The sequence below is a fragment of the Umezawaea endophytica genome (assembly GCF_025061645.1).
Lineage (GTDB): Bacteria > Actinomycetota > Actinomycetes > Mycobacteriales > Pseudonocardiaceae > Umezawaea > Umezawaea endophytica.
Window position 1 is genome coordinate 204,434 of sequence record NZ_JANYMP010000006.1, and the last position, 26,535, is coordinate 230,968.

General features: G+C 70.6%; 21 protein-coding genes. 7 read left to right on the plus strand and 14 right to left on the minus strand.

Features of this window, described 5'->3' with window-relative positions:
• Window positions 1–678 precede the first annotated feature (678 nt).
• Window positions 679–2,943 carry a SulP family inorganic anion transporter gene (locus NZH93_RS15425; RefSeq protein WP_259623748.1) on the plus strand — a complete coding sequence of 755 codons (2,265 nt, stop codon included), beginning with the start codon at window positions 679–681 and terminating at the stop codon, window positions 2,941–2,943.
• 185 nt (window positions 2,944–3,128) lie between these two features.
• Here the strand turns inward: NZH93_RS15425 and NZH93_RS15430 are convergent, their stop codons facing one another.
• Window positions 3,129–3,629, minus strand: coding sequence for an ArsR/SmtB family transcription factor (locus NZH93_RS15430; RefSeq protein ID WP_259623749.1), 501 nt, complete (start codon window positions 3,627–3,629; stop codon window positions 3,129–3,131).
• A gap of 57 nt (window positions 3,630–3,686) precedes the next feature.
• On the opposite strand from NZH93_RS15430, the gene NZH93_RS15435 reads away from it, so the two are divergent.
• Window positions 3,687–4,562, plus strand: coding sequence for a S41 family peptidase (locus NZH93_RS15435; protein ID WP_259623750.1), 876 nt, complete (start codon window positions 3,687–3,689; stop codon window positions 4,560–4,562).
• Window positions 4,563–4,614: 52 nt separating this feature from the next.
• Here NZH93_RS15435 and dacB read toward each other — a convergent pair whose 3' ends face one another.
• The 3 genes from dacB to NZH93_RS15450 all read right to left on the minus strand — a co-directional run bounded on the left by dacB (window position 4,615) and on the right by NZH93_RS15450 (window position 8,437).
• A complete protein-coding gene (gene dacB / locus NZH93_RS15440) occupies window positions 4,615–6,168 on the minus strand; it encodes a D-alanyl-D-alanine carboxypeptidase/D-alanyl-D-alanine endopeptidase (protein WP_259623751.1) in 1,554 nt (517 codons plus the stop codon).
• A gap of 175 nt (window positions 6,169–6,343) precedes the next feature.
• Window positions 6,344–7,780 carry an NADP-dependent phosphogluconate dehydrogenase gene (gene gnd / locus NZH93_RS15445; protein WP_259623752.1) on the minus strand — a complete coding sequence of 479 codons (1,437 nt, stop codon included), beginning with the start codon at window positions 7,778–7,780 and terminating at the stop codon, window positions 6,344–6,346.
• Between the two features lie 57 nt (window positions 7,781–7,837).
• Window positions 7,838–8,437 (minus strand): LysE family translocator, encoded by a 600-nt coding sequence (locus tag NZH93_RS15450; protein ID WP_259623753.1) that lies wholly within the window; start codon window positions 8,435–8,437, stop codon window positions 7,838–7,840.
• Between the two features lie 59 nt (window positions 8,438–8,496).
• Between NZH93_RS15450 and NZH93_RS15455 the strand changes: the two genes are divergently transcribed.
• Window positions 8,497–9,003, plus strand: coding sequence for an Lrp/AsnC family transcriptional regulator (locus NZH93_RS15455; protein WP_259623754.1), 507 nt, complete (start codon window positions 8,497–8,499; stop codon window positions 9,001–9,003).
• Here NZH93_RS15455 and NZH93_RS15460 read toward each other — a convergent pair.
• Genes NZH93_RS15460 through pyk form a run of 3 tightly spaced genes read right to left on the minus strand, consistent with a single transcriptional unit; the run spans window position 9,000 to window position 12,010 of the window.
• Complete coding sequence (locus tag NZH93_RS15460; RefSeq protein ID WP_259623755.1) at window positions 9,000–9,650, minus strand: 50S ribosomal protein L11 methyltransferase; 651 nt, start codon at window positions 9,648–9,650, stop codon at window positions 9,000–9,002. The two genes, NZH93_RS15455 and NZH93_RS15460, sit on opposite strands and share 4 nt — an antisense overlap.
• Window positions 9,647–10,576 (minus strand): acyl-CoA thioesterase II, encoded by a 930-nt coding sequence (tesB, locus tag NZH93_RS15465; protein ID WP_372506636.1) that lies wholly within the window; start codon window positions 10,574–10,576, stop codon window positions 9,647–9,649. Before tesB ends, NZH93_RS15460 begins: the two co-directional genes overlap by 4 nt.
• A gap of 9 nt (window positions 10,577–10,585) precedes the next feature.
• A complete protein-coding gene (gene pyk / locus NZH93_RS15470; RefSeq protein ID WP_259623756.1) occupies window positions 10,586–12,010 on the minus strand; it encodes a pyruvate kinase in 1,425 nt (474 codons plus the stop codon).
• A gap of 106 nt (window positions 12,011–12,116) precedes the next feature.
• On the opposite strand from pyk, the gene NZH93_RS15475 reads away from it, so the two are divergent.
• Window positions 12,117–12,458: a VanZ family protein gene (locus NZH93_RS15475; RefSeq protein ID WP_259623757.1), complete on the plus strand. Its 342-nt coding sequence runs from the start codon at window positions 12,117–12,119 to the stop codon at window positions 12,456–12,458.
• On the opposite strand, the gene NZH93_RS15480 is transcribed toward NZH93_RS15475, so the two are convergent.
• The gene (locus NZH93_RS15480) at window positions 12,436–13,089 is read right to left on the minus strand and encodes a DUF2461 domain-containing protein (protein ID WP_259623758.1); all 654 of its coding nucleotides are present in this window, start codon (window positions 13,087–13,089) and stop codon (window positions 12,436–12,438) included. The genes NZH93_RS15475 and NZH93_RS15480 overlap by 23 nt on opposite strands.
• A 93-nt stretch (window positions 13,090–13,182) precedes the next feature.
• Between NZH93_RS15480 and NZH93_RS50680 the strand changes: the two genes are divergently transcribed.
• Complete coding sequence (locus tag NZH93_RS50680; protein WP_259623759.1) at window positions 13,183–15,186, plus strand: helicase-associated domain-containing protein; 2,004 nt, start codon at window positions 13,183–13,185, stop codon at window positions 15,184–15,186.
• A gap of 65 nt (window positions 15,187–15,251) precedes the next feature.
• Here NZH93_RS50680 and NZH93_RS15490 read toward each other — a convergent pair whose 3' ends face one another.
• From NZH93_RS15490 to NZH93_RS15500, 3 genes are all read right to left on the minus strand, one after another.
• Window positions 15,252–16,001 carry a cutinase family protein gene (locus tag NZH93_RS15490; protein ID WP_259623760.1) on the minus strand — a complete coding sequence of 250 codons (750 nt, stop codon included), beginning with the start codon at window positions 15,999–16,001 and terminating at the stop codon, window positions 15,252–15,254.
• A 151-nt stretch (window positions 16,002–16,152) separates the two neighbouring features.
• On the minus strand, window positions 16,153–16,530 hold the full coding sequence (locus NZH93_RS15495) for a hypothetical protein (protein WP_259623761.1): 378 nt from the start codon (window positions 16,528–16,530) through the stop codon (window positions 16,153–16,155).
• Window positions 16,527–16,763, minus strand: a complete 237-nt coding sequence (locus NZH93_RS15500) for an HC3 family zinc finger protein (RefSeq protein WP_259623762.1) — start codon at window positions 16,761–16,763, stop codon at window positions 16,527–16,529. Before NZH93_RS15500 ends, NZH93_RS15495 begins: the two co-directional genes overlap by 4 nt.
• Before the next feature lie 182 nt (window positions 16,764–16,945).
• Here NZH93_RS15500 and NZH93_RS15505 point away from each other — a divergent pair, with 182 nt between their 5' ends.
• Together NZH93_RS15505 and NZH93_RS50685 are read left to right on the plus strand one after the other, a co-directional pair.
• The gene (locus NZH93_RS15505) at window positions 16,946–17,803 is read left to right on the plus strand and encodes a helix-turn-helix domain-containing protein (protein ID WP_259623763.1); all 858 of its coding nucleotides are present in this window, start codon (window positions 16,946–16,948) and stop codon (window positions 17,801–17,803) included.
• Window positions 17,800–17,982, plus strand: coding sequence for a DUF397 domain-containing protein (locus NZH93_RS50685; RefSeq protein WP_259623764.1), 183 nt, complete (start codon window positions 17,800–17,802; stop codon window positions 17,980–17,982). The genes NZH93_RS15505 and NZH93_RS50685 overlap by 4 nt, the downstream gene beginning before the upstream one ends.
• Before the next feature lie 44 nt (window positions 17,983–18,026).
• Here the strand turns inward: NZH93_RS50685 and NZH93_RS15515 are convergent, their stop codons facing one another.
• The 3 genes from NZH93_RS15515 to dctA form a co-directional block, all read right to left on the minus strand.
• A complete protein-coding gene (locus NZH93_RS15515) occupies window positions 18,027–19,532 on the minus strand; it encodes a glutamate synthase subunit beta (protein ID WP_259623765.1) in 1,506 nt (501 codons plus the stop codon).
• Entirely contained in the window at window positions 19,525–24,063 is a 4,539-nt protein-coding gene (gene gltB / locus NZH93_RS15520; RefSeq protein WP_259623766.1) for a glutamate synthase large subunit, read from the minus strand. The genes NZH93_RS15515 and gltB overlap by 8 nt, the downstream gene beginning before the upstream one ends.
• A 1,089-nt stretch (window positions 24,064–25,152) precedes the next feature.
• On the minus strand, window positions 25,153–26,532 hold the full coding sequence (gene dctA / locus NZH93_RS15525; protein WP_259623767.1) for a C4-dicarboxylate transporter DctA: 1,380 nt from the start codon (window positions 26,530–26,532) through the stop codon (window positions 25,153–25,155).
• Between the last annotated feature and the right edge of the window lie 3 nt (window positions 26,533–26,535).

Consider the following 26,535-nt stretch of genomic DNA (forward strand, 5'->3'; position numbering starts at 1 on the left):
GCACCACCGCACCACCGCACCACCGCACCACCGCACCACCGCACCACCGCACCACCGCACCACCGCACCACCGCACCGAGGATCGGACCACGCGGTCAGCGACCCGATCCCGTGCCACCAACTGCACCACCCACAGGCCCCGGACGACGCGCCTTCCCCCCTCCACCCTCCAGCGCCGTCCGGCACCGACCGTGGCGGAACCGACCACGCCCCCCCGACCGTGGTCGCTTCCGCCACGGTCCTCCCGCGCCAGCCCCACTACCTGGCGTGACCTCACTCTGATGATCGACACGTCCGGCTGAAACCGGTGTCGGATTCCCCACACCATCGTCCATCATGGACAGGACGCGACCTCCCGATCACGAATCGGGGAGTCCCGACGCGGGTTGTGCCGACACGTCCACGGTGCCGACACGGAGGTGCCTTGTGGCGTCCCCTTCTCACCGCGCCGAGGCCGAGTCAGCACTCGTCGCCTTCCGGCTGCACCTCGTGCTGCCCACAGCACGCGGCGTCCCTTCAACACCGCGGTAGCGCCGAGCGAGCCGTCACGCCCACAGCCCTCCAGCGCCTGCCACGAACCCACGCACCCGCACCGGCGACGGACCGCGGAACTCCGCACCACCGCCACCGCCCGCATCACCGCGCGGGTGACGAAACACGCCGTCAGAAAGGCCATCGATGAACCGCCCCCGTTCCAACAAGTCCCACGCGGGTGAGCACACCACGGCGGGTCCTCCGCCGCGCTTCCCCGCGTCCCTGCGCTTCGACCTCCCCGCCTCGTTCGTCCTCTTCCTCCTGGCCGTGCCGCTGTCGCTCGGCGTCGCCGCGGCCACGGGCGCCCCGCTCATCTCCGGTCTCATCGCGGCTGTCGTCGGCGGCGTCGTCGCGGGCCTGTTCGGTGGCACCCCCTTGCAGGTCAGCGGTGCCGCGACCGGTCTCATCGTCGTCACGGCGGGGCTGATCCTGAAGTACGGCTGGGCCGCCACGGCGGCCATCACGCTCGCGGCCGGGCTGGTGCAGATCGTGCTGGGCGTGACGCGGGTGGCCAGGCTGGCGCTCTCGCTGTCCCCCGCCGTCGTGCACGGCATGCTCGCGGGCATCGGCCTCAGCATCGCGCTGGGCCAGCTCGTGATCGTGCTCGGCGGTCACGCCCACGCCACGACGTTGGCGAACCTCGCCGAACTGCCCGCGGAACTGCACAGCTCCCACTTCGGCTCGGTCGTCGTGGGCGCGGTGGCGGTCGCCGTGATGCTCATGTGGCCCAGGATCCCCCGCTCCGCACTGGTCCCGGCCCCGCTGGCCGCCGTGCTGGCCGGGACGACGGCCGCCATCGCGCTCCGGCTCGACGTGTCCACTGTGGACCTACCCGACGCGCCGCTGGCCGACATCGTCCTCCCGCGAGTCCCCGAGGGCAGCGTCGGTGGTGTGGCGCTGGCCGTGCTGACGGTCGCGCTGGTGGCCAGCATGGAGTCGCTGCTGTCCGCCGTGGCCGTGGACAAGCTCCACGACGGCCCGCGCGCCGACCTGGACCGCGAGCTGGTGGCGCAGGGCGCCGCCAACGCCGTGTCCGGCGCGCTGGGCGGGTTGCCGGTCAGCGGCGGCATCATCCGCGGTTCGGCGAACGTCGCCGCGGGCGCGCGCACCCGCGCCTCGACCGTCCTGCACGGCCTCTGGGTCGTCGTCTTCGTGGTGGCGCTGGGCGGCGTGCTGGAACTGATCCCCCTGGCCGCCCTGGCCGGTGTCCTCCTCGTGGTCGGCCTCCGCCTGGTGAACCGCGACCGCGTGCGCAAGCTCGCGCAGCACGGCGAGGTCGCGCCCTACGTCGGCACGGTCGCGGGCGTGCTCGCGTTCGGCCTGGTGGAAGGTGTCCTGATCGGCATGGCCATCGCCGTGCTCAGGGCGCTGTACCGGTTGACGCACAGCTCCGTGCGCGTCGAGGAGGAGACCGACGGCTGGCGGGTCTCGATCCGCGGGTCGCTGGTGTTCCTCGGTGTCGGCAGGCTCGTGCGCGAACTGCGCCGCATCCCGCTGGGCAAGCGGGTCGTGCTGGAGCTGCACATCGACTTCATGGACCACGCCGCGTTCGAGGCGATCGACGACTGGCGCGGCGGCTACCAGCGGCTCGGCGGCCAGGTCGACGTCGACGAGGTGCACGACACCTGGTTCCGCAAGGCCATCGGCGGCAAGCCCGGTCTGCGCAAGACTCCCCCGTCCCCGCTGCCGCGCTGGTTCGCGCCGTGGTCGCACTGGCAGCGCACCCGGCCCGGCGACGGCCCCGACGTGGTGCTCCCGACGCAGCGCGGCGACGCCGACCCGATGATCCGCGGCATGCACGAGTTCGAGCGGAACTCCGCCCCGCTGGTCCGCCCCTTCCTTGCCGACCTCGCGGCCCGCGGCCAACGCCCGCAGCAGCTCTTCATCACCTGCGCCGACTCCCGCGTGGTCCCGAACCTCATCACCAGCAGCGGCCCCGGAGACCTGTTCTGCGTCCGCAACATCGGCAACCTGGTCCCGGCGGCGGGCACCGACGACGACTCGATGGGCGCCGCCGTCGAGTACGCCGTCGACGTGCTGGGCGTCGGCACGATCGCCGTCTGCGGCCACTCCCACTGCGGCGCGATGAGCGCGCTGGTCAACGGCGGCACCCGCCCCGGCACCGCGCTGAACTCGTGGCTGCGCCACGCCGACCCCAGCCTGATCCGCTTCCACGACCCCAACACCGCGGGCGACCTCCCGGTCGTGGAGCGCCTGAGCGTCACCAACGTCGCCCAGCAGTTGGACAACCTCCTCACCTACCCGTCCGTGCGCGAAGCGGTCAGCGCGGGCACGCTCCGCCTGGTCGGCATGTACTTCGACATCTCCGAAGCCCGCGTCTACCTGGTCGACCCGGACCGCAACGCCCTGGAACCACTCCGCACCCCCGCGAGCCGCCAGTCCCGATGAGATCGGGAGCCGACGCGTGCTGAGAGCACACGACCTGCCGGAACACCACCGGCAGGCGTGCTGCGGCGGGCAGTGGGAACCGCCGCCCGCCGCGGCGGGCGGCGTCGTGGGAACTGCGGTCGGTGAAAGCTGCGGCAGGCATGGACCGGACGGTACGGACGGGGTCCGACAATTTTCGGCCGGACCTACTCCGACCTGCGGTAGAGCGCCACCAGGACGCCGTGGACCGCCTCGTCGTCGCCCGCGTCCTCGGCCTCGTCCAGCAGCCGCTGGAGCTCGGCCCCGAGCCGTTCGGCGGCGGTCGCGGTCAACCGCAGGTGCCGCAGCGAGACCAGCGGTTCCGCGGCCCGGCTCACCTCGTGGGCCATCGCGGCGAACACGGCGGCGTTGTGCTCCGCCGGGGCCTCGTGCACCACGAGCTTGCGCGCGGTCCGCTGGTAGAGCTGCTCGGTGCCGCCGCGGACCTGGCGCGTCTCGACCACCCGCACCATGCCCGCGTCGCGCAGCACCTTGAGGTGGTGCCCGACCGATCCCTTGTGGACGGACAGGGTCGACGCGAGCCCGCTGATGGTCGCGGGCTTCTGCCCCAGCGCGAACAGCAGCCGCTGCCGCGTCGGGTGCGAGAGCGCCTTGAACTGCTCCGGGGTGCCGATCTCCAGTACTTCCTCGGCGGGCAGACCACTCATGCACGAAAGTGTCTAATTCTCTTGACGCTTTCGCAACCCCACCCCGAGACTGGGCGCATGGACACCGCCTCGATCGTCACGGAGATCCGCGCGCTCCTCGTGGAGCACTACGTCTTCCCGGACATCGCCACCGAGCTGGACGCGCTGCTGGAGAAGCGGAGCACCGGGGGCGCGTACGACGCCGCCGACACCGCGGAGGAGCTGGGCAGGCTGGTCACCGCCGACCTCCAGGCCGTCAACGGCGACCGCCACCTGCGGCTCAAGCACCACACCGACGTGATCCCGGACGGGGACGACGCCGCGTCGATCCAGGAGATGGCGAGGGAGGCCGCGCTGTCCCTCAACGGCGTCCGCGGGCTGCGCGCGCTGGACGGCGGGATCGCCCACCTGGAACTGGCGCCGCTGCTGTTCCCGGTCGAGATCTCCGGCGAGGCCGTCGCCGCCGCACTCACGCTCGTGGCGGACGCGCGGGCGCTGGTCCTCGACCTGCGGGAGAACCGCGGCGGCGACCCGGCGACCGTGGCGCTGGTGTGCGGGTACCTGCTGGACGAGCCGACCCACCTGAACACGATGTACTTCCGCGACGGCGAGACCTACCAGCAGTACTGGAGCCCCGCGTACGTGCCGGGGAAGCGGTTCGGCGGCACCAAGCCGATCTACGTGCTCACCAGCCCGCGGACGTTCTCCGGCGCCGAGGAACTGGCCTACGACCTGCAACAGCTCGGCCGCGCGACCGTCGTCGGCGAGCGGACCGGCGGCGGCGCGCACCCGCGGCGCGGGTTCAGGGTGCACCCGCACCTGGAGGTGACCGTCCCGACCGGGCGGGCGATCAACCCGGTCTCGGGCACCAACTGGGAACTGGTGGGCGTGAGCCCGGACATCGAGGTCCCGGCCGAGGACGCGCTGGACCGCGCCCTCCGGGAGGCCCGGTAGACGGGACGAGCCCGCCACGAGGATCGCGGCGGGCTCGTCCGGTGGAGCGGGATCAGCAGGACTTGGTCCAACTGCACTCCAGGTCCTGCTTGCGGTCGCCCTTGGCCGGGGCGGGTTCCTGGCGCTTGGACTGCACCTGCGCCTGTGCCTGACCGGCCTTGTCCGTGGCGAGCCGGACGGCGATGGCGTCCTCGATGTCACGGGGCGGGCCGGACACGAAGTCGTTCTGCATCACCGAGAACACCAGCTTGCGACCATCGGCGTTGGTGACGTAGCCGGACAGCGCGGTCACACCCGTCATCGAACCGGTCTTGGCGTGCACGTTGTTCGCCGCCGCCGTGCCGCCCATGCGGTTGCGGAGCGTGCCGCCGACGAACCGGTCCTGGACGCCCGCGATCGGCAGCGCCGCGTACCAGTCCTGGAACCACGGCTTGGTGCGGGCCTTGCGCAGCACCGACACGAACAGGTCGGGCGAGAGCAGGTCCATCCTGGACAGTCCGGAACCGTCGAACAGGTTCATCGTCAACGGGTTCGCGTCCAGACCGGGCAGTGCGGCCTCCAGCGCGCTGATGCCCGCGGCCCAGGTGCCCTGGCCGGACACCTTGCGGCCCATGGACTTGATGAGCGTCTCGGCGTGCAGGTTGTTGCTGAGCTTGAGGAACGGCACCAGGAGCTGGCGCAGGGTCATCGACTGGTGCTCGACGAGCACCGGCGCGGAGCTGGGCGTCGCGCGGAACTCGGTGCCACCGGTGACGGTGATCCCGTGCGCCGCCAACGACTTGCGGAACAGGCCCGCGACGAGCGTGGTCGGGTCGTTCACCGAGATGTACTCGAAGTACGGCGCCGCACCGGGTGCGAGCGAGCCGCCGACGTCGACGACGTTCGTGCCGTGCCCGCGGTGCACGAAGACACCGCCGTTGGTGCTGGTCGTGGCGTTGTTGCGGATGGTCAGGTCGACCGGCGGGATCAGGGTCACCTGCGCGGGCTGGCCTGCGGCGGCGCCGGGGCTCACCTTCACCGCGATCGAGCCGGAGTCGTAGTCGGTGTCCGGCGCGATGGTCAGCGCGGACGTCTGCGCGCTGTAGTAGTACGGCTCGTCGTCCCACGCCCAGCCGGTGCCGAGCGGGACCGAGTCGAACCAGCTATCGTCCGCCACCAGCGAACCGGTCACCGTCCGCACGCCGGTCGCGGCGAGCTTCGCGGCCAGGTCGTCGTAGTCGGCGGCCAGCATGGTCGGGTCGCCGGTGCCGCGCAGGTACAGGTCACCCACGAGCTGCGTGCCCTGGACGGTCGCGGGCGAGCGCAACTGGGTCGCCCAGCGGTGGTCGGGGCCGAGGGTGTCCAGCGCGGTGGCCGACGTGATCAACTTCGCCGTGGAACCGGGCTGGAAGCGGGTGTTGCCGGACCTGGTGTAGATGTTCTCGCCGGTCTCGGCGTCCTTCACCACCAGCCCGACGGTGGCTCCGACCAGGCGGGAGTCGGAGAGGATGCGGTCGAGGTCGGCGGCGAGCGGGTTGGCGTCCACCGCCGTGGCCGCACCGGTGGAGAGACCGAGGACGAGTGTCAGGGACGCGAGCAGGGCTACCAGTCGTGGCCTTCGGATCATGGATCGATTGTGCCGCTACTCGGATGCCAGGCGTCATGAGGGTCACTCATGTCGTCACAGAACCGCCATCTCCCGTCCACACCCCGTGGTCGTGGAGTCCGGTCTGGAAACGCCTCCCACCAGCGGTCGGCGGTCCGTTCCGGGCTCCGCGCGGGAGCCCGGAACGGACCGTCGATCAGGCCTCGACCTGGCTGCGGTCGCCAGACCAGAGGGTGTGGAAGCTGCCCTCGCGGTCGGTGCGGCGGTAGGTGTGCGCACCGAAGAAGTCGCGCAGGCCCTGGATCAGCGCGGCGGGCAGGCGCTCGGAGCGCAGGCCGTCGTAGTACGCCAGCGCCGAGACGAAACCGGGGACCGGCACGCCCGCCTGGACCGCGCCGACGACAACGCGCCGCCACGCCGCCTCGGCGTTCTGCACGGCCTCGCGGAAGTAGTCGTCCACGAGCAGGGACGCCAGCTCCGGGCTGCCGTCGTACGCCTCGCGGATGCGGTCCAGGAAACGGGCGCGGATGATGCAGCCGCCGCGCCAGATCGTCGCCATGGCGCCCAGGTCCAGGTCCCAGCCGTACTCCTTGCTGGCCGCGCGCATCTGGTCGAAGCCCTGCGCGTACGCGACGACCTTCGACGCGTACAGCGCCTGCCGGACGTCGTCGACCAGGCCGTCGGTCACCGTCTTGGCCACCTCGGACGCGCCGAACGCGTCGCGGACGGCCTTGCGCTGGTCGACCCGGCCGGACAGCGAGCGGGCGAACACGGCCTCGGCGATGCCCGTGACGGGGACGCCCAGTTCGAGCGCCTCCTGCACGGTCCAGCGGCCGGTGCCCTTCTGCTCCGCCTCGTCCGCGATGACCTCGACGAGCGACTTGCCGCTGTCGGCGTCCACGTGGGACAGCACGTCGGCGGTGATCTCGATGAGGTACGACTCCAGGTCGCCCTCGTTCCACTCGCGGAACACGTCGGCGATCTCGGCGGGCGTCTTGCCGCCCGCGCGCAGCAGCAGGTCGTACGCCTCGGCGATGAGCTGCATGTCGGCGTACTCGATGCCGTTGTGCACCATCTTCACGAAGTGGCCCGCGCCGTCCGGTCCCACGTGGACGCAGCACGGCGTGCCGTCGACGACCGCCGCGATGCTCTCCAGCACCGGACCGAGGTGGACGTACGACTCCTTGGAACCGCCCGGCATGATGCTGGGGCCGTTGAGCGCGCCCTCCTCACCGCCGGAGATGCCCGCGCCGACGAAGTGCAGACCGAGGTCCCGCAGCGCCGCTTCACGACGACGGGTGTCGGCGTAGTGCGCGTTGCCGCCGTCGATCACCATGTCGCCCTCGTCGAGCAACGGCGTCAGCTCGTCGATCACCGCGTCGGTGGGGCCGCCCGCCTTGACCATGATGATGATCTGGCGGGGCTTCTGGAGGCTCGCGACGAGGTCTTCCATCGTCTCGGCCGCGACGAAGTCGCCTTCGTGGCCGTGCTGCTCGATCAGGAGCTTGGTCCTGCTGGAGGACCGGTTGTGGACGGCGACCCGGTGTCCGTGCCGGGCGAGGTTGCGGGCCAGGTTGCTGCCCATCACAGCCAGTCCGGTTACCGCGATCCGTGCCGTTGCCTCGGTTGTCATTGGCACAGCCTGCCTAAAATCCGGCCGCAGTGCGAGGGGACGAGCGTCATAGCGCCGTTACACCGCCAGAACCGTAGCGGCCATCCCGATGAGGGTCGCGCCGCACAGCCGTTCGAAGACCGGTCGGACCTTCGGCCTGGCCAGCACGACGGCCAGCCTCCCGGCCAGCGGCACCACCACGGCCCAGAACGCGGCGAAGACGCCGACGGTCACGGCGGACAGCAGGGCGGCCTGCGGCAGCGGCGGCGCCGACGGGTCCATGGCCTGCGGGATCAGGCTCAGGAACGTCAGCATGACCTTGGGGTTGAGCAGGTCGCACAGCACGCCCTTGAAGAACGCCGACCGGCCGGACATCGCGGCGGGACTCACCGCGAGCGTGCCGCTCCTGGCCGCGCGCAGCGTCGTGAAGCCGAGGTAGGCCAGGTAGAGGGCACCGATCGCCTTGATCGCCAGCAGGGCGGCGGGCACGGCCACCACGAGCGCGGACACGCCGAGCGTCGCGAGGGCGCCGTGGACGAGCAGGCCGCACACGACGCCGAGCGCGGTGAGGGCGCCGAGCCGAACGCCCCGGACGGCGTTGCCGGTGACCAGGACGAAGTCCGGGCCCGGCACGATCGCGATCACCGCGAGCGCGAGCAGGAAGGAGGTGAGGTGCACGTCGAGATCATCACGCCGTGGTTCGGCGGAACACCAGCGGACACATAGGATGGTCGGTTGTGAGCGGAACAACCGAACTGGATTCGGTGGACTGGCGGATCCTGGAGGAGTTGCAGAACGACGCGACCCTCCCCAACCGCACCCTCGCCGAACTGGTCGGTCTGGCGCCGTCGAGCTGCCTGCAACGGGTGCGCAGGCTGCGCGAACTCGGTGTCATCACGGGCTTCCACGCCGTGGTCGACCCGAGCGCGACCGGCCTGTCGCTGGAGGCCGTCGTGTCGGTCAACGTCCGCCCGCACACCCGGCCCGTCGTGGCGGCGTTCCGCCAGTTCCTGATGGCGCAGCCGGAAACCCGCTCGATCTTCCACGTGAGCGGCCAGGCGGACTTCCTGGTGCACATCGCGGTGACCGACAGCACTCACCTGCGGGCGTTCCTGATGGACAAGATCGCGTCCCGCACGGAGGTGCGGAACCTCACCAGCTCGGTGGTGCTCGAACGCGTGGAGACCCGCGCCCTCACGCCTCCCACGGGCGTCAAGGCGCGTCGGCGGCGGGTGGAGTCCTAGCGGGTCGAGCGGTCGAAGGCCCACACCGAGACCTTCGTCTCCTCGGCGTGGACCAGGGGTGTCCAGGACGGGTGGACCGGTAGTGACGCCGTGGTGAGGCGGCGGGGGGTGCGGCGGAGGGCGTCCAGTGGGAGGGCGTCGGCCGCGGTGGTGCGGACCTCGTGGCAGCGGGCGTGGGTGAGGACCAGGCGGACGCCGTCCAGGCCGTCGTGGCCGCCGCCCTCGTGCAGGTGGCGGTGCTCGGGTTCGACGAGGTCGAGCAGGTGCGCGGGGCGTTGGGGCGGGTTGACGGCCAGCACGTCGGCGTCCAGGACGCCGAGCTGGGTGAAGTCCGCCTGCCACAGCGACAGGCGGTCACGGGCCGCGGCGCCCAGCAGGCGTTCGACGTTGGCGGCGGTGTCCTGGAGCGCGACGGGGTCGCGGTCGAGCGCGACGACGTGCGAAGCGCCCGCCGACAGGGCCGCGACGGCGATCAGGCCCGCGCCGCTGCCCGCGTCGAGGACGGTGCGGCCCCACACGTCGCTCAGCGTCGAGGCCAGCAGCGCGGAGAACTCCGACGGGCGGTGCACGCCGGGGCTCGCGGTGAGCGCGGCGCCGAGCCGGTGCCACGCGGTCCAGGCCGAACCGGGGAGCGGGACGGCGCTCACGAGATGACCCGCAGCAACCCTTCCTGGACCACGGTGGCGACGAGTCTACCGTCCTGGCTGAAGAACCTGCCGGTCGCCAGTCCGCGCGCTCCCGAGGCGCTGGGGGACGCGCAGTCGTACAGGAACCACTCGTCGGCGCGGAACCGGCGGTGGAACCACATGGCGTGGTCGAGGCTCGCGCCCAGGACCTTGTCCGTGCCCCAGTAGACGCCGTGCTTGACGAGGATCGAGTCCAGCAGCGTCATGTCCGAGGCGTACGCGAGCACGCACACGTGCAGCAGCGCGTCGTCGCCGAGCTTGCCGTCGGCGCGCATCCACACCTGGCTGCGGGCTTCACCGGGACCGTCGTCGCGGGACTCCCACGGCGGCTCGGTGACGTACCGGACGTCGATGGGCCGCGGCAGCCGGGTGTGGCCGAGCTGGTCGTGGTAGCTCCTGGACGCCTCGGCGTACGTCGGCAGCGACTCGGGGTCCGGCACGTCCGGCATCGGCTCGGCGTGGTCCATGCCGGTCTCGTCCTTCTGGAACGAGGCGGACAGCGAGAAGATCGCCTTGCCGTGCTGGATGCCGACGACGCGCCTGGTCGTGAACGAGCGGCCGTCGCGGATGCGGTCGACCTCGTAGACGATCGGCACGGTCGGGTCGCCGCCGCGGATGAAGTACGAGTGCAGCGAGTGCACGTGGCGCTCGGGCGGCACGGTGCGGCCCGCCGCCACGAGCGCCTGGCCCGCGACCTGCCCGCCGAACACCCTGACCGGGGATTCGGCGGGGCTCACGCCGCGGAAGATGTTCTCCTCGATGCGTTCGAGGTCGAGCAGCGCCACGAGCCGGTCGAGCACGGGCTGCCCGTGCGGGACCCCGTCGCTGTCCAACGGGGCGTCCTGGGCCGCGAATCGCGCGGCCGCGGCACGGGCAGCCTCTGTCAACGTCTACTCCTAGGCGTGGTCGTCCTCGCCCAGGCGGTGCACCCGGATGAGGTTCGTGGAGCCTACGGTCCCCGGAGGGGAGCCTGCCACGACGACCACCAGGTCGCCCGCCTGGTACCGGCCGATGTCGAGCATCGAGATGTCCACCTGGCGGACCATCTCGTCGGTCGACTCCACCTTCGGCACCAGGAACGTCTCGGTGCCCCACGTCAGCGAGAGCTGCGCGCGGACCTCCTGCTCGGGCGTGAACGCGAGCAGCGGCAACGGGGTGTGCAGGCGGGCGAGCCGCCGCACGGTGTCACCGGACTGGGTGAACGCGACCAGTGCCTTGGCGTTGAGGCGCTCGCCGATGTCGCGGGCCGCGTAGGAGATCACGCCGCGCTTGGTGCGCGGGACGTGCGTCAGCGGCGGCACGACGGTCGACTCGGTCTCGACGGCCACGATGATGCGGCTCATCGTCTGCACGGACTCGATGGCGTAGCGGCCGACGCTGGTCTCACCGGAGAGCATGAGGGCGTCGGCGCCGTCCAGCACCGCGTTCGCGACGTCGGACGTCTCGGCGCGGGTCGGGCGGGAGTTGGTGATCATCGAGTCGAGCATCTGCGTGGCCACGATGACCGGCTTGGCGTTCTCGCGGGCGATCTGGATCGCCCGCTTCTGCACCAGCGGCACGTGCTCCAGCGGCAGTTCGACGCCGAGGTCGCCGCGGGCGACCATGACGCCGTCGAAGGCCAGGACGATGGCCTCCAGGTTGTCCACGGCTTCCGGCTTCTCGATCTTCGCGATCACCGGGAGGCGCTTGCTGCCCACGCGGTCCATGACCTGGTGGACCAGGTCGATGTCGGCGGGCGAGCGGACGAAGGACAGCGCGATGAAGTCGACGCCCAGCGAGAGCGCGAACTCCAGGTCCTCGATGTCCTTCTCGGACATGGCGGGCACGGAGACGTCCATGCCCGGCAGGGACAAGCCCTTGTTGTTGCTGACGGGACCGCCTTCGGTCACCTCGCAGACGACGTCCGGGCCCTCGACGTCGGTGACCACGAGGCCCACCTTGCCGTCGTCGACGAGCAGCCGGTCGCCGACCTTGGCGTCCTTGGCGAGTTCCTTGTAGGTGGTGGACACCCGGTCGTGCGTTCCCGACACGTCTTCGACGGTCACGCGCACGATGTCACCGGTGCGCCATTCCACGGGACCGGCTGCGAACCGGCCCAGGCGGATCTTGGGGCCCTGGAGGTCCGCCAGGATGCCCACCGCACGCCCCGACTCGTTCGCTGCGGCGCGAACGGTGTCGTAGACCTGCTTGTGGTCGGCATGGCTGCCGTGGCTGAAGTTCATCCTCGCCACGTCCATACCGGCCGCTACGAGCTCGCGCACCTTCTCAGGGGACGAGGTAGCGGGGCCCATGGTACAGACGATCTTTGCGCGTCGACTCACGTTGGGAGAGGATAGTCCCCTTTACTGGACCGATCCCGAACTACCCGTCGGTAAGTTCCTCACAGGCACGATATTCAGGGGTAACACGGGTGACATAGGGGTGCTGGTGCGCAAATATCTTCCGTTCGTGGTCGCGATGTCGCTCAGCGTCATCGTCCTGTTCACCCCGGAGTCGGGGGTTCCCAGCTCGCCGCCCGGTACGGACAAGGTCGTCCACTGCCTGCTGTTCGCGCTGCTCGCCTTCACCGGTCTGCTCGCCCGGCCGCGGTGGATCCTGCTCGTGCTGGTCGGCTACGCGGCGCTGTCCGAGGTGCTCCAGGAGCTCATCACGCCGCTGCACCGCAGCGGTGACGTCCTGGACGCGCTGACGGACGTCGTCGGCATCGCGCTCGGGTGGGGTGTGGCGGCGCTGGTCGCCCGGCGGGTCAGCGCCAGGGCTTCTCGCTGACGCCCACGTGGTCGACGCACCACTCGTTGAACGCCTTCAACTGCCGCCACGACGTGACGACCCGCTTGCCGCAGCCGGGCTCGTGCAGGGTGTCGTCCGGCGGCCACACCTTGGCGGCGTAGACCGTCCGGTGCTTCAGCAGCTCGATCCGCGGGTGCTCCGGGTCGACGCCGCGCGGCTTCGTCTTGAGCCGGTCGCCGCGGATCTCCCAGCCGGACTTCTCCAGCTTCGCCAGGATCTTCTCCAGCTCGCGGCCGCGCCGGTCGTCGTCCACGGCGGTGCGGAACCGCGCGAGCTGGTCCGACGCCATCGCGAACGAGCCGCCGCCGACCAGCAGCCCCTCGACGCCGACCTGGACGTAGTACGCGCCACCGCCGCGGCCCTGTTCGACCACACCGCCGCAGTGCGTCTTGTAGGGCGTCTTGTCCTTGCTGAAGCGGACGTCGCGGAAGGGCCGGAACACCTTGCCGTCACCGAACTCCGGCGCCAGACCGGCCAGCAGTTCCAGCATCGGCGCGCGCACGTCCTGCTGGTACGTGCCCTTGTTCGCTTCCCAGTACACCTTGGAGTTGTCGGCTTCCAAACCGTCGAAGAAGTCGATCGCATGTTCCCCGAACCCGCTGAATTCCACGCCGTACAGCCTACGTTCCCCCATTGGGGGCTTGTTCGTTCACCACGTCGAAATCACCTCTTCGGCACGGGCGGGGTGTGCATAATCCTGGGAGTGGGTAGGAAATCGGCTCTGGCGACGTGGTTGCACCAGCTCGACCCCGCCGCCCTGGAGAAGATCCTGCTGCGCCGCCAGGACGCGGCCGAGTCCCAGCCCCACACGCTGCGGCGGCTCGCCGACGAGCTGTCCGTCGTCTCCTCGGTCCGCCGCGCCGTGGACGCGCTCGACCAGGGCTGCCTCGACGTGCTGAACACCGCGCTGCACCTGGGCGAGGGCATGTCCGGGGAAGCGCTGGCGAAGGCGCTGCGCGTGCCGTGCGGGGACGCGGACTTCGACCGCGCGCTGACCGGCCTGCGGGAGGCCGCGCTGCTGTGGCCGATCGGCGAGGGGTGCCTGCGCACGGTCGGCGGTCTGCGGCCGATCGACGCGCCGCCTTCGCGCATCACGCCCCCACCGCCGCCGCCCCGGCGGTCGGACCGCGTGGGGACGTGCGTGGAGGACTCGGCTTCCGCTCCCGCTTCGTCCACTGTGGATGGTGTGACCCGACTGGTCGAGCTGTGCGACGGCCAGGCCATCGCGGTCCGGCGGTACGGCGGCGGCATCGGGATCCGCGAGCTGCGGCGGATGGCCTCGGTGCTGCACGCCGACGAGCAGCGGGTGCGGTTGTGGGTGGAACTGGCCGTCCACGCGGAACTGCTGGCCGTGGAGGAGCTGGACCGGCGGGCGCTGATGAGCGGCGGGGACGTGCCGCAGCACCTGCTGCCGTCCACCACGTCGGACGAGTGGCGCGCGGCCCCGCCCGCGCGGCGGCTGGTCGACCTGGTGCGGGCGTGGCCGCGGATGAACTGGGCGCCCGCCACCGCGAAGCCCCGGTCGGCGCTGGCGGACCAGGTGTCGGACCTCGGCGCGGCGGTCCGGGCGGGGGTGCTGGCGCGGTTCGGGTCGGAGCCGGACACGGTGGTGCTGAACGTCGCGGACGTGGTGGCGGAGCTGGCGTGGCAGGTGCCCGCCGTGCACAGCGCCGCGGGCACGGCCGCGGCGGTGGTCGAGGCCGAAGCGCTCGGCCTGGTGTCGTTGGGGTGCCTCACCGAACTGGGGCGGGCGCTGCTCGTGGACGAGGGCGTCGAGGAGGCGGCCGACCGGCTGATCCCGCCCGCCACCGGCGTGGCCCGCCTGCAAGCGGACCTGACCGCCGTGGTCAGCGGGCTGCCGACGGCGTCGTTGAGCGCGTTGCTGGACTCGGTGGCGGATTCGGACGAGCGGGACACGGCGTCGGTGTGGCGGTTCTCCGCCGAGAGCGTGCGGCGGGCGCTGGACGGCGGCCGGGACGCGGACCGGTTGCTGGCGGACCTGTCGGAGGTCGCCGAGAACTCGTTGCCGCAACCGCTGGTGTACCTGGTGCGGGACGTCGAGCGGCGGCACGGGCAGGTGACGGTCACGCCGGTGGCGTGCTGCGTGCGGACGGCGGATCCGGGGCTGTTCGACGAGATCGCGCAGCACCGGTCGTTGTCGTGCCTGGGGCTGGTCGTGCTGGGGCCGGGGGTGCTGGCGTCGGTCAAGTCCGCCGACGAGACGCTGGAAGCGTTGCGGGGAGCGGGTTACGCGCCGACGTCGTCGGACGTCGCGGGCGCGCCGATCATCGGCCGGGTGGAGCGGCGGCGGATCGTGCCCAACCGGCCCAAGCAGGCGGGTGGTCGGCCGCAGTGGCGCACGCCGCTGTCGCGGTCCGACGTCGCCCGGCTGGCGGCGGACCTGATCCGGCGGGAGCTGCCCGAGTCGCCTCCCCCGCCCAAGCAGGCGGAGTCGCCGCGGATCAGCACGGCCCGGCTGTTGAGGGACCAGTCGTTGTTCCTGCCGGACGCCGAGGTGATCCTGCTGGCGGAGGCGCTGATCACGCGCACCTCGGTGGAGATCAAGGTGGCCAGCGGGCCGAGGCAGACCGTGGAGCACGTGATCACCCCGGTGGGGCACGCGGCCGGGAACCTGACGGCCACCACCGACGGCGGGCCTCGGGAGTTCCCGGTCAGCCACATCCGGTCCGTGCGGGTGCTGGGGTAGTCGACCGGGGTGGTCGACGCCGCGCAAAGCGCATTGCGCGAGGGCCGACGACCGTTCGGGAATTGTCAGCCGCCCACTTTGCCGAGGACGAAGTCGGCGGCGGTGGCGCTGTACCGGTTCATGTAGGTGAGGTGCACGATGGTGCTCGCGCCGCTGTCGCAGAACGTGTCACGGGAATCGCAGAAGGACTGGATCCGGTCCGCGAACCCGGCGAGCACCCGCAATTGCGCTGCCGATCGGGGAAAGCGACCGTCACGGGTCGAGGTCCCCTCGTCGAAGGGCTGGCCGACGACGTGCCGGGGGTCGCCGAACGTGGCGACGGCCGTCACGCGGTCCGCGACCGCCGCCGGGACCGGTGGGGTCGCCGCGCCGAGCCCGACCCCACCGCCGCCGCCGAGGACGTCGAGCACCACGTGAGCGCCCTGGGAGTAGCCCGCCAGCACGATCTTCTGGTTCGGGCACTGCTGGACCTGCGTGGTGAGCTGGGCTTTCAGCGTGGTCACGCCCTGCGCCGAGCTGCGCGCGTAGTCCGTGAGCGTCGCCGGGTAGTCGACCGAGGCCCGGCTCACGGTCTGGTCGCTGCCGTTCACGATCCGGCTCACCATGGTGGCGGTGATGCCCTCGCCGGCACGTTCGGTCGACGCCCGCGCGGTGATCACGTGCACGTCGGCACAGGCCCCGCCCGCAGGTGCGGACACCGCGTTCGCCTGGTTGGACATCACGAAGACGGTCGCGGCGGTGATGCCGCTCGCGGTGACGACGGCGAGCAGACCGAATAGTCGACGTCTTGACGGCAGGGAATGGACACGGCTCATTTCAGCACTCCGTTTCATGGTGTACGGAAGCGAAAGCGAAACCCCCTTGTCCCCCCATACGGGACGGTGCGCCGCCCGGTTCACCGCCCATTGGCGAAATAGGGGTTTCGTGGAATGGTCGGTCCAGGGACGGAAAATCGCTCCGGCGCGTTCAGCCGAGCGGTCGCACGACGACGGGACGACGCCCCGCTCGCGGTATCCGGCACGACGAGGGCGCGGGGATCAGGCACACGGGCTCGTCCGGCGAACCGGGCGCGGCCAGCGTCAGCACCGCGCGCAACGTCCACACCGGACTCGCCGAGTACACCCACGTCACCCACAGCGGTTCGAGCACGTCGGTGAACCCGTCCCCCGGTATCCGGCACGCGGTCGCGCTGCCCTCGTCCCGGATGATCACCACGTCTGCGCAGTCGCCCCACTGCTTGTGCGCCGCGATCCACTCCGGCCCGCGCGGGTCACCGCCGACGTGCAGCACCCACCGCCTGCGCCGGAGCAACGTCAACCAGTGCTCCAGGTCGGCGTCGATCACCGCGCCGACACCGGGTTGGGCCGCATCCCCGACCGCTTGCGCCACACGGCGTCGCAGCCGAAGCAGGTCTTCTTGTGCGGCCGGTACTGGGCGAGCTGCGGGAAGTCCTCACGGGTCAGCGACAGCTCCAGCCCGCACAGGCTCTCGATGGACTCGCCCGGTCTCGGGGGCAGCGGGTAGTCGACCCGGCTGATCGCGTGCCGAAGCCCCTCGGCGTCGTGCCAGCTAAACATCGGCGACCTCCCAGGGCTCAGGTGACGGTGGCGAGGGCCAACCACCCCCGCCACCGGTGAGCCGCACCGGAATCCGCGAAGAGACCACGACTCACAACGCAAATTTAAGTGACAAGTGCCCCCTAGCAACATTCCACGATCGAGTGATATCCGCGGAACATGTTTCGCTTTAGGCTGCTTTCATGGCGGTTACCCCCACTCCACGCAAGAGGCGACTCGGCCAGCACCTCAAGGCGGTCAGGGAGCGCTCCTCGACGCTCGCCGAGACCGTGGCCGACCTGCTGCGCGTCGACGCGGCGACGGTCAGCCGGTACGAGACCGGCTACCTGCGCCCCTCCTGGCCCGCCGTGCAGGCGATGCTCCAGACCTACGGCGGCACCGAGGAGGACCGCACCCGAGCGCTGGAACTGTGGGACGACGCGGGCCAGCGAGCGGTTCGGCTGGCCGTGCCGGTGGGGTCGTCGAAGGAGTTCCGCGCGTTCCTCCGCGCCGAATCGGAGGCCGACAACATGCGGGTGCTCGCGCCACTGGTGGTGCACGGCCTCTTGCAGACCCCGGCTTACACGAGGGCCATCCACGACAGCGGTCACCGGTTCCGCGACCCGGACGCCGAGGTCGAACGCTATGTGGCCGCCCGGTTGAGTCGGCAGAAGCGCTTGGAAGGCCCGGACGCGCTCCAGTTCCACGCCCTGCTGGACGAGGCGGTGATCCGCCGGGTGATCGGTGGACCGGGAGTGATGGCGGAGCAACTGCGGCACCTGCTCGCGTTGGGCGAGCGCGCCAACATCACGCTCCAGGTGATCCCGTTCGGCGCGGGCGCCTACGGCACCATGTCCGGGGGTTGCGCGATCATCGGCTACCGGGAAAAGGAATACACGCCCGCTGTCTACGTGGAGCACTCCATCGGCGGCGCGTGGGTGGAAGATGAAGCTGATGTGCAGCGGTTCCTGTCGATGTACGACGACACCGTCGAGGCAGCGCTGGAACCGGACAGGTCAGCCGAACTGATCCGCTCACAGCTAGGAGTGCTCAAGGAGTGACGACCAACGACACCAGGTGGCGCAAGAGCAGCTACAGCGGCGCGAACGCGAACGATTGCGTCGAACTCGACCGCCACCCTGGTCACACCGGAATCCGCGACAGCAAGTCCCCGACCGGCGAGCACCTCACCGTTTCCACCGAGGCGTTCACCACGTTCCTCACCAGCGTCAAGAGGTGAGCACTGCCCGGCCGCGACTCCGTTGTCGCGGCCGGACAGCGGGTCTAGACGACCGCCAGCGGGATCAGGTTGGGGATCACCGGGGACGGCAGGTCGGAGGAGCCGGTGAGGAAGCGGTCGACCGCGTTGGCGACCGAGCGGCCCTCGGCGATGGCCCAGACGACCAGGGAAGCGCCGCGGTGGGCGTCGCCGCAGACGAAGACGCCGGGAGCGGTGGTCTGCCAGTCGGTGCCGCACGAGATCGTGCCGCGCTGGGTCAGGGTGATGTCCAGGTCGTCCAGGAGCCGCATGTGCTCGACGCCCTCGAAGCCGATGGCCAGCAGCACCATGTCGGCGGGCAGGACCTCGACCTCCTCGGACATCGGCACGACCTGGCGGCGGCCGTTGGCGTCCTTCTCCACGCGGACCTTGCGCAGCTTGATCTCGCGCACGTGACCTTCGGCGTCGCCGACGAAGCTCTCCACGGCGACGGCGAACTTGCGCTCGCCCGCTTCCTCGTGGGCCGCGTAGGTGCGCAGGACCCACGGCCACACGGGCCACGGGGAGCGCTCGTCGTCGCGCTGCGACGGCGGCATCGGGTACTGATCGAGCTGGAGGACCGACGCCGCGCCCTCGCGGATCGCGGTGCCGTAGCAGTCGGCCCCGGTGTCGCCGCCGCCGATGATCACCACGTGCTTGCCCGCGGCGGACAGCGGTGACGGGCCATCGCCTTCCACGGCGCGGTTCGCGGGCACCAGGTGGTCCATCGCGAGGTGCACGCCGTCGAGTTCACGGCCGGGGGTCGTGGTGTCGTCACGGCCCCGCAGCGCGCCGACGGCCAGCACGACGGCGTCGAACTTGGCGCGGAGCTGGTCCACCGTGAGGTCGACGCCGACCTCGACGCCGGTGACGAACTTGGTGCCCTCCTTGCGGAGCTGCGCCAAGCGCCGGTCCAGGACCTTCTTCTCCATCTTGAACTCGGGGATGCCGTAGCGGAGCAGCCCGCCGAGCCGGTCGTCGCGCTCGTAGACCGTGACGTGGTGGCCCGCGCGGGTGAGCTGCTGGGCGGCGGCCAGGCCTGCCGGGCCGGAACCGACGACGGCGACCTTCTTGCCGGAGGAGACCGTGGACTGGCTGGCGTGCACCAGGCCCTGCTCCCACGACACGTCCGCGATGGCCTGCTCGACGCGCTTGATCGCGACCGCTCCCCCGGAGTCCGGGGTGATCGCCAGCACGCACGCCGCCTCGCACGGTGCGGGGCAGAGGCGGCCGGTGAACTCGGGGAAGTTGTTGGTCGCGTGGAGCCGGTCCGACGCCAACTCCCAGTCACCGCGGCGGACCAGGTCGTTCCACTCGGGGATCAGGTTGCCCAGCGGGCAACCCGCGCTGCCGGAGTGGCAGAACGGGATGCCGCAGTCCATGCACCGGCTCGCCTGCGTGCGGACCTGCTTGTCGCGGGCCTCCGGCTCGGGCGTCAGGTAGACCTCGCGCCAGTCCTCGACGCGCTCCTCCACGGGCCGCTTCTTCGCGTCCGCCCTGTCGTGCTTGAGAAAACCCTGCGGGTCAGCCACGGGAGGCCTCCATGATCGCCGTGTCCACGTCCCGGCCTTCGGCGCGTGCGAGCCTCATCGCTTCGAGCACGCGCGCGTAGTCGCGGGGCATGACCTTGGTGAACGACGCGGAACGCCGGGGCCAGTCGCCCAACAGGGACGCGGCCACGGCCGAACCGGTGAGCTTGTGGTGCCGGGTGACGATCTCCTTGAGCCAGCGGAGGTCGTCGGGTGACGGGCGCTGGAGTTCGACCATCGCCTTGTTCACGTTGGCGGGGTCGAGGTCCAGCAGGTAGGCGATGCCGCCGGACATGCCCGCGGCGAGGTTGCGGCCGGTCGGGCCGAGCACCACGGCGCGGCCACCGGTCATGTACTCGAACGCGTGGTCGCCGACGCCCTCGGAGACGGCCACCGCGCCGGAGTTGCGGACGCAGAAGCGCTCGCCGACCCGGCCGCGGAGGAAGATCTCGCCGCTGGTCGCGCCGTAGCCGATCACGTTGCCCGCGATCACCTGGCGTTCGGCGGCGAACGCCGAGTCCTCGTGTGGGCGGACGACGACGCGGCCACCGGACAGGCCCTTGCCGACGTAGTCGTTGGCGTCGCCCACCATTTCCAGGGTCACGCCCGAGGGGAGGAACGCGCCGAGCGACTGACCGGCGGACCCGGTGAGGGTCACGTGGATCGTGTCGTCCGGCAGGCCGTCGCCGCCGAAGCGGCGGGTGACCTCCGCGCCGAGCAGCGTGCCGACGGTGCGGTTGACGTTGCGCACCGGCAGTTCCAGCCGCACCGGGATCGCGTCCTCCAACGCGCCCTCGGCGAGCTGGAGCAGCGTGCGGTCCAGCGCGTGCTCCAGGCCGTGGTCCTGATCGCGGACCTTGCGCTTCGCCGACGGGTACAGGGTTTCCGGCACCGCGAACACCGGCGACAGGTCGAGTCCGCCCGCCTTCCAGTGGTTCATGGCGGGCGCGGTGTTCAGCAGCTCGGCGTGGCCGACGGCCTCGTCGATCGTGCGGAAACCCAGTGCCGCCAGGTGTTCCCGGACCTCCTGCGCGACGAACTCGAAGAAGTTCACCACGTGGTCGGCCTGGCCGGTGTACCGCTCGCGCAGCACCGGGTTCTGCGTCGCCACGCCCACCGGGCAGGTGTCCAGGTGGCAGACGCGCATCATCACGCAGCCCGCGACGATCAGCGGGGCCGTCGCGAAGCCGAACTCCTCCGCGCCCAGCAGCGCGGCGACGACGACGTCCCGGCCGGTGCGCAGCGCGCCGTCGACCTGGACCGTGATGCGGTCGCGCAAACCGTTGAGCAGCAACGTCTGCTGCGTCTCGGCGAGCCCGATCTCCCACGGGGTGCCCGCGTGCTTGAGGGAGTTCAGCGGGGACGCGCCGGTGCCGCCGTCGTGGCCGGAGATCAGCACGACGTCCGCGTGCGCCTTCGCCACGCCCGTCGCGACCGTGCCGACGCCGATCTCGCTGACCAGCTTCACGTGGACGCGGGCCCGCTCGTTGGCGTTCTTCAGGTCGTGGATGAGCTGCGCGAGGTCCTCGATGGAGTAGATGTCGTGGTGCGGCGGCGGCGAGATCAGGCCGACGCCCGGCGTGGAGTGCCGGGTGCGCGCGATCCACGGGTACACCTTGTAACCGGGGAGCTGCCCGCCCTCGCCGGGCTTCGCGCCCTGCGCCATCTTGATCTGGATGTCCGTGCCGTTGACCAGGTACTCGCTGGTCACGCCGAACCGGCCGGACGCGACCTGCTTGACCGCCGAGCGCCGCTCGGGGTCGTACAGGCGCTCGCGGTCCTCGCCGCCCTCACCGCTGTTGGACCGGCCGCCGAGCCGGTTCATCGCGATGGCCAGCGTCTCGTGCGCCTCGGCGGAGATCGAGCCGTAGGACATGGCGCCGGTGTTGAAGCGCTTGACGATGGCGCTGACCGGCTCGACCTCGTCGATCGGCACCGGCTGGCGGCCCTCGGTCAGCAGCTCGAACAGGCCGCGCAGCGTGCCGCCCTCGCGGGCCAGGCGCTCGACCTCCTCGGTGTACTGGCGGTACACCTCGGTCTTGCGGGTCTTCGTGGCGTGCTGGAGCAGGAACACCGTCTCCGGCGTGAACAGGTGCAGCTCGCCTTCGCGGCGGTAGGAGTACTCGCCGCCGACCTCCAGCCGCCGGTGCGAGCGGTCCGTCGGGTTGTCCGGGAACGCCCGGCGGTGCCGGATCGCGACCTCTTCGGCGAGCACGTCGAGGCCGACGCCGCCGAGCTTGGACACGGTGCCGGTGAAGTACTCGTTGAGCACGTCGTGCGACAGGCCCATGGCCTCGAACACCTGCGCGGCCGTGTACGCGCCGACCGTCGAGATGCCCATCTTGGACATGATCTTCAGGACGCCCTTGACCAGCGCGGACACGTACTGCCGCACGGCCTTGCGCGGCTCGATGCCGGTGATCGCGCCCTGGTTGACCAGGTCCTCGATCGTCTCGAACGCCAGGTACGGGTTGATGGCCGCCGCGCCGTAGCTCAGCAGCGCCGCGATGTGGTGCACCTCGCGGGCGTCGCCGGTCTCGACGACGAGCGCGACCCGCAGGCGCTCCTTGGTGCGCACCAGGTGGTGGTGCACCGCGGAGACCAGCAGCAGCGACGGGATCGGCGCCATCCGGTGGTCGGAGTCGCGGTCGGACAGGACCAGCGTTCGAGCGCCGTTCGCGATGGCCTCCGACGCCTCGCGACGCATCCGCTCGATCGCCGCCGCCAGCGCTTCGCCGCCGCCGTCGACCTCGTAGAGCCCCGACAGGACCGTGCAGGCGAAGCCCGGCAGGTCACCGTCGTCGTTGATGTGGATGAGCTTCGCCAGCTCGTCGTTGTCGATCACCGGGTAGTCGAGCTGGATGTGCCGGCAGGACACCGGTGACGGGTCCAGCAGGTTCTGCTCCGGGCCCATCACGCGCGACACCGACGTGACGATCTCCTCGCGGATCGCGTCCAGCGGCGGGTTCGTGACCTGCGCGAAGTTCTGCACGAAGTAGTCGTAGAGCAGCCGGGAGCGCTTCGACAGCGCCGCGACCGGGGTGTCCGTGCCCATCGAGCCCAGCGGCTCCATGCCGCCGACCGTCATGGGCGCGAGCAGGATCCGCAGCTCCTCCTCGGTGTAGCCGAAGGTGAGCTGGCGGCGCACGACCGACTCGTGGCTCTGCACCACGTGCTCGCGGTCGGCGAGGTCGTCGAGCTGGAGCAGGCCCGCGTGCAGCCACTCGTCGTACGGGTGGTCGTCGGCCAGGCCCGCCTTGATCTCGGCGTCGTCGACGATCCGGCCCGCCTCGGTGTCCACCAGGAACATCCGGCCCGGCTGGAGGCGGCCCTTGGCCACGACCTGGCTCGGCGGCACGTCCAGCACACCGGTCTCGCTGGCCAGCACCACGCGGCCGTCGGCCGTCTGCCACCAGCGCGCGGGGCGCAGGCCGTTGCGGTCCAGGACCGCGCCGACCAGCGTGCCGTCGGTGAACGTGACGCACGCGGGGCCGTCCCACGGCTCCATCAGGCTGGCGTGGAACTGGTAGAACGCCCGCTGCGCGGGGTTCATCGAGGCGTGGTTCTCCCAGGCCTCGGGGATCATCATCATGACCGCGTGCGGCAGCGACCGCCCGCCCAGGTGCAGCAGTTCCAGGACCTCGTCCATCGACGCCGAGTCGGAACCCTCGGGGTCGCAGATCGGGAACAGCCTGGTCAGGTCGCCGGGGATCAGGTCGGACCGCAGCAGCGCCTCACGGGCGCGCATCCGGTTCCGGTTGCCGCGCACGGTGTTGATCTCGCCGTTGTGGGCCACGTACCGGAACGGGTGCGCGAGCGGCCACGACGGGAACGTGTTGGTCGAGAAGCGGCTGTGGACGAGGGCGATGGCCGACGCCAGCCGCTCGTCGTGCAGGTCCGGGAAGAACGCCGGGAGCTGCCCGGTCGTCAGCATCCCCTTGTAGACGAGCGTGCGGGCCGAGAGGGAGGGGAAGTACGTGCCCACGTTCGCCACGGCGGTCTCCCGCTCGACGCGCTTGCGCAGGCAGTACGTGAGGCGGTCCAGCTCCACGCCCCGCTGGCCGTCCTCCGCCGCCACGAACAGCATCGCGAAGTGCGGCACCACCGAGAGTGCGGTCGGACCGACGCCCGCGGCCACCGGGTCAACCGGCACGTCCCGCCAGCCCAGCACGGCCAAGCCCTCTTCGGCGGCCACCCGCTCGGCCAGCGCGACCGCCTTCGCCCGGTCGTCCGGGTCGAGCGGCAGGAACGCGATGCCCGCGGCGTAGCCGTCACCCTCGGGCAGCTCGAAGTCGACCACGGCCCGCAGGAACGCGTCCGGCAACTGGAGCAGGATGCCCGCACCGTCACCACTGGTCGGCTCAGCGCCCGCGGCGCCCCGGTGCTCCAGGTTCGCCAACGCGGTCAACGCGTCGTTCACGATCCCGTGCGAACGCCGACCAGCGATGTCGGCCACCATCGCCACACCGCAAGCGTCACGCTCCGCAGTGGGGTCGTAGAGCCCCTGGGGGGCCGGGATGGCGGAGAAGATCACAGCGCAGACCTCCTTCGTCGTCCTGTGAAGAACGATGTCCTCGTGCTCAGACCTGTCGAACGGTCTCTGGGCACGGGACGACGGTGGCCCGCGTGTTGACGCGACCTTAACAGCCGCGAAACGTGGAATCACCCTCCAATGGGTGGTCATGCTCATGATCGCGTAACGATTCGGGGTTCCGGAACGACAGTGCGCCTACACCTCGAAATCGGTTACAACCGCGAAGCATATCCGAGGGGTGGGGGTGTCGCGCGTTGGTGAGAGGTTGGCTACACGAGGGGACGCAGGGGTTCTTGGGACAAGCGTACTGGTCAGGGTGGGTTTGGTCTGGTTAGTGGGCGGTAACAAGACCACCTGGTCCGGTGGTAGCACAGAGTTACTTGTTCCTGGAGTTCTGACTAGGGCGGCTGGGTGTTGCCTTGACCGAGTGTCTGGGCGGCTGGGAGTTGCCTTTGACCGGGTGGCCGGGGTGGCTGGGTCTTGCTGTGACTGACTGGACCCACAGCGGCGCGGGACGGGAGCACGCAACCCGGGCCCCCCACAGACCTCCCCCGCCGCCCCGATCCGAAGCGCCCTCCTCTTTGATCTTGGTTTGTCAAGGCATCTTTCCCGCCTTGACAAACCAAGATCAAAGATTGAGATAATCGCGCGAGCGGGGTGGTGGGGGGACCACCCCCAACGTAGGCGTGGGTCCGGGGAGTCCCAGCGCAATCGGCTCGGCGGGCGCGAGTACCAGCGTGGGTGGCCGATTTGACTTGGGGGCCCCTCTTTTTGGCGCTAGTCGGGCCAAAACGGCAGGTGGAGAGCTTGCCGCCCGACTGAGTTTAGCGCCAAAAACCCCAAGTAAAATCGGCCACGCTTCTAGGGCCCTGTCCGCCGGTTCCGCAGTGGGCCATCCGTCGGCAGCCGGATCTGCGGTGGGTCACCCGTCGACTGCCGGTCCCGTAGTGGGTCGCCCCTTCCCCTTCCCTTCCTTCCCTCACACGACAGGGCCGCCCTCCTCGGGCGACCCTGTCGTGTGAAAGCGAGTCCCGCCGCCGCGCGGCGTGGGTGGGGTGTGCGCGACAGCGGGACTCGCGGCCGGGTGGTCTAGTGAGCGGTTGCTGGGACGGCCTTGCGGGTTTCGTCGTTGTCCTCGTCGCCGCTCTGCTGGTCGATGAGGTGGTCGACGTCCACGATGGACGGGTTGTCCAGCACCTCTCGCAGGCGGTCTCGGTCTAGTTGTCCCTGCCAGCGGGCGACCACGAGGGTGCCGACGCCGTTGCCGATGACGTTCGTGATGGCGCGGGCCTCGGACATGAAGCGGTCGATGCCGACGATGAGGGCGATGCCGACCGCGGGGATGGCGCTGTTCGCTTCGAAGGCCTGTAGGGAGGCCGCGAGGGTGACCAGGCCTGCGCCTGTGACGCCTGCCGCGCCCTTGCTGGCGAGCAGCATGAAGAGCAGCAGGCCGATCTGGGTGCCGAGGCTGACGTCCGTGCCGGTGGCCTGGGCGATGAACAGGGCGCCCATCGTCAGGTAGATGCACGTGCCGTCGAGGTTGAACGAGTAGCCGGTGGGGATGGTGAGGCCGACCACGGACTTCTCCGCGCCCGCCGCCTCCAACTTGACGAGCATGCGCGGCAAGACGGTTTCGCTGGAGGACGTTCCGAGCACGATCAGCAGCTCGTCCTTGATGTAGCGCAGGAACTTGAGGATGTTGAACCCGGCGTACCAGGCGACGCCGCCGAGCACGACGAAGACGAACAGCACGCAGGTGACGTAGAACGACCCCATGAGCCAGGCGAGCTTGCCGAGGATGCTGCCGCCGAACTTGCCGATCGTGTAGGCGATGCCGCCGAACGCGCCGATCGGGGCCGCGTACATGACGATCTTGATGACGCCGAACATGACCTTGGCGAACGTGTCGAGCGCGGACACGACCTTCTCGCCGCGCTTGCCCATGCCTGCCACGGCGACCGCGACCAGGACGGCGATGACGAGGACCTGGATCAGTTGGCCGTCGGTGAAGGCGCTGACGAAGGACTTCGGCACGAGGCTGAGGACGAAGCCGGTGATGCCGGTGTCGGCGCTGGCCGCGTCCGCGAGGGTCTTCTCCGCGGCGCTGTCCTTGATCGGGATGGTGGCGCCGTGGTGGCCGGGCTGGACGATGTTCACCACGAGGAGGCCGATGGCGAGCGCGACCGTGGTCATGGCGGTGAAGTAGAGGATCGTGCGGAGTGCCAACCCGCCTGCCTTGGCGAGGTTCCCGAGCCCGGCGATACCGACGACGATCGTGCAGAAGATGGTCGGTGCGATGACGACCTTGACGAGCGCCACGAACAGGTCGGCCAGCCACTTCAGCTCACTGGCCTGCGCGGGGAAGGCGTAACCGACGATCACACCGAGGACGATCGAGACCAGCACCCAGAAGTAGAGGTGCCGGTAGAGCGGCTTGCGTACTGCCGCTCCGGGTGGGCTGGCTGCCACGTC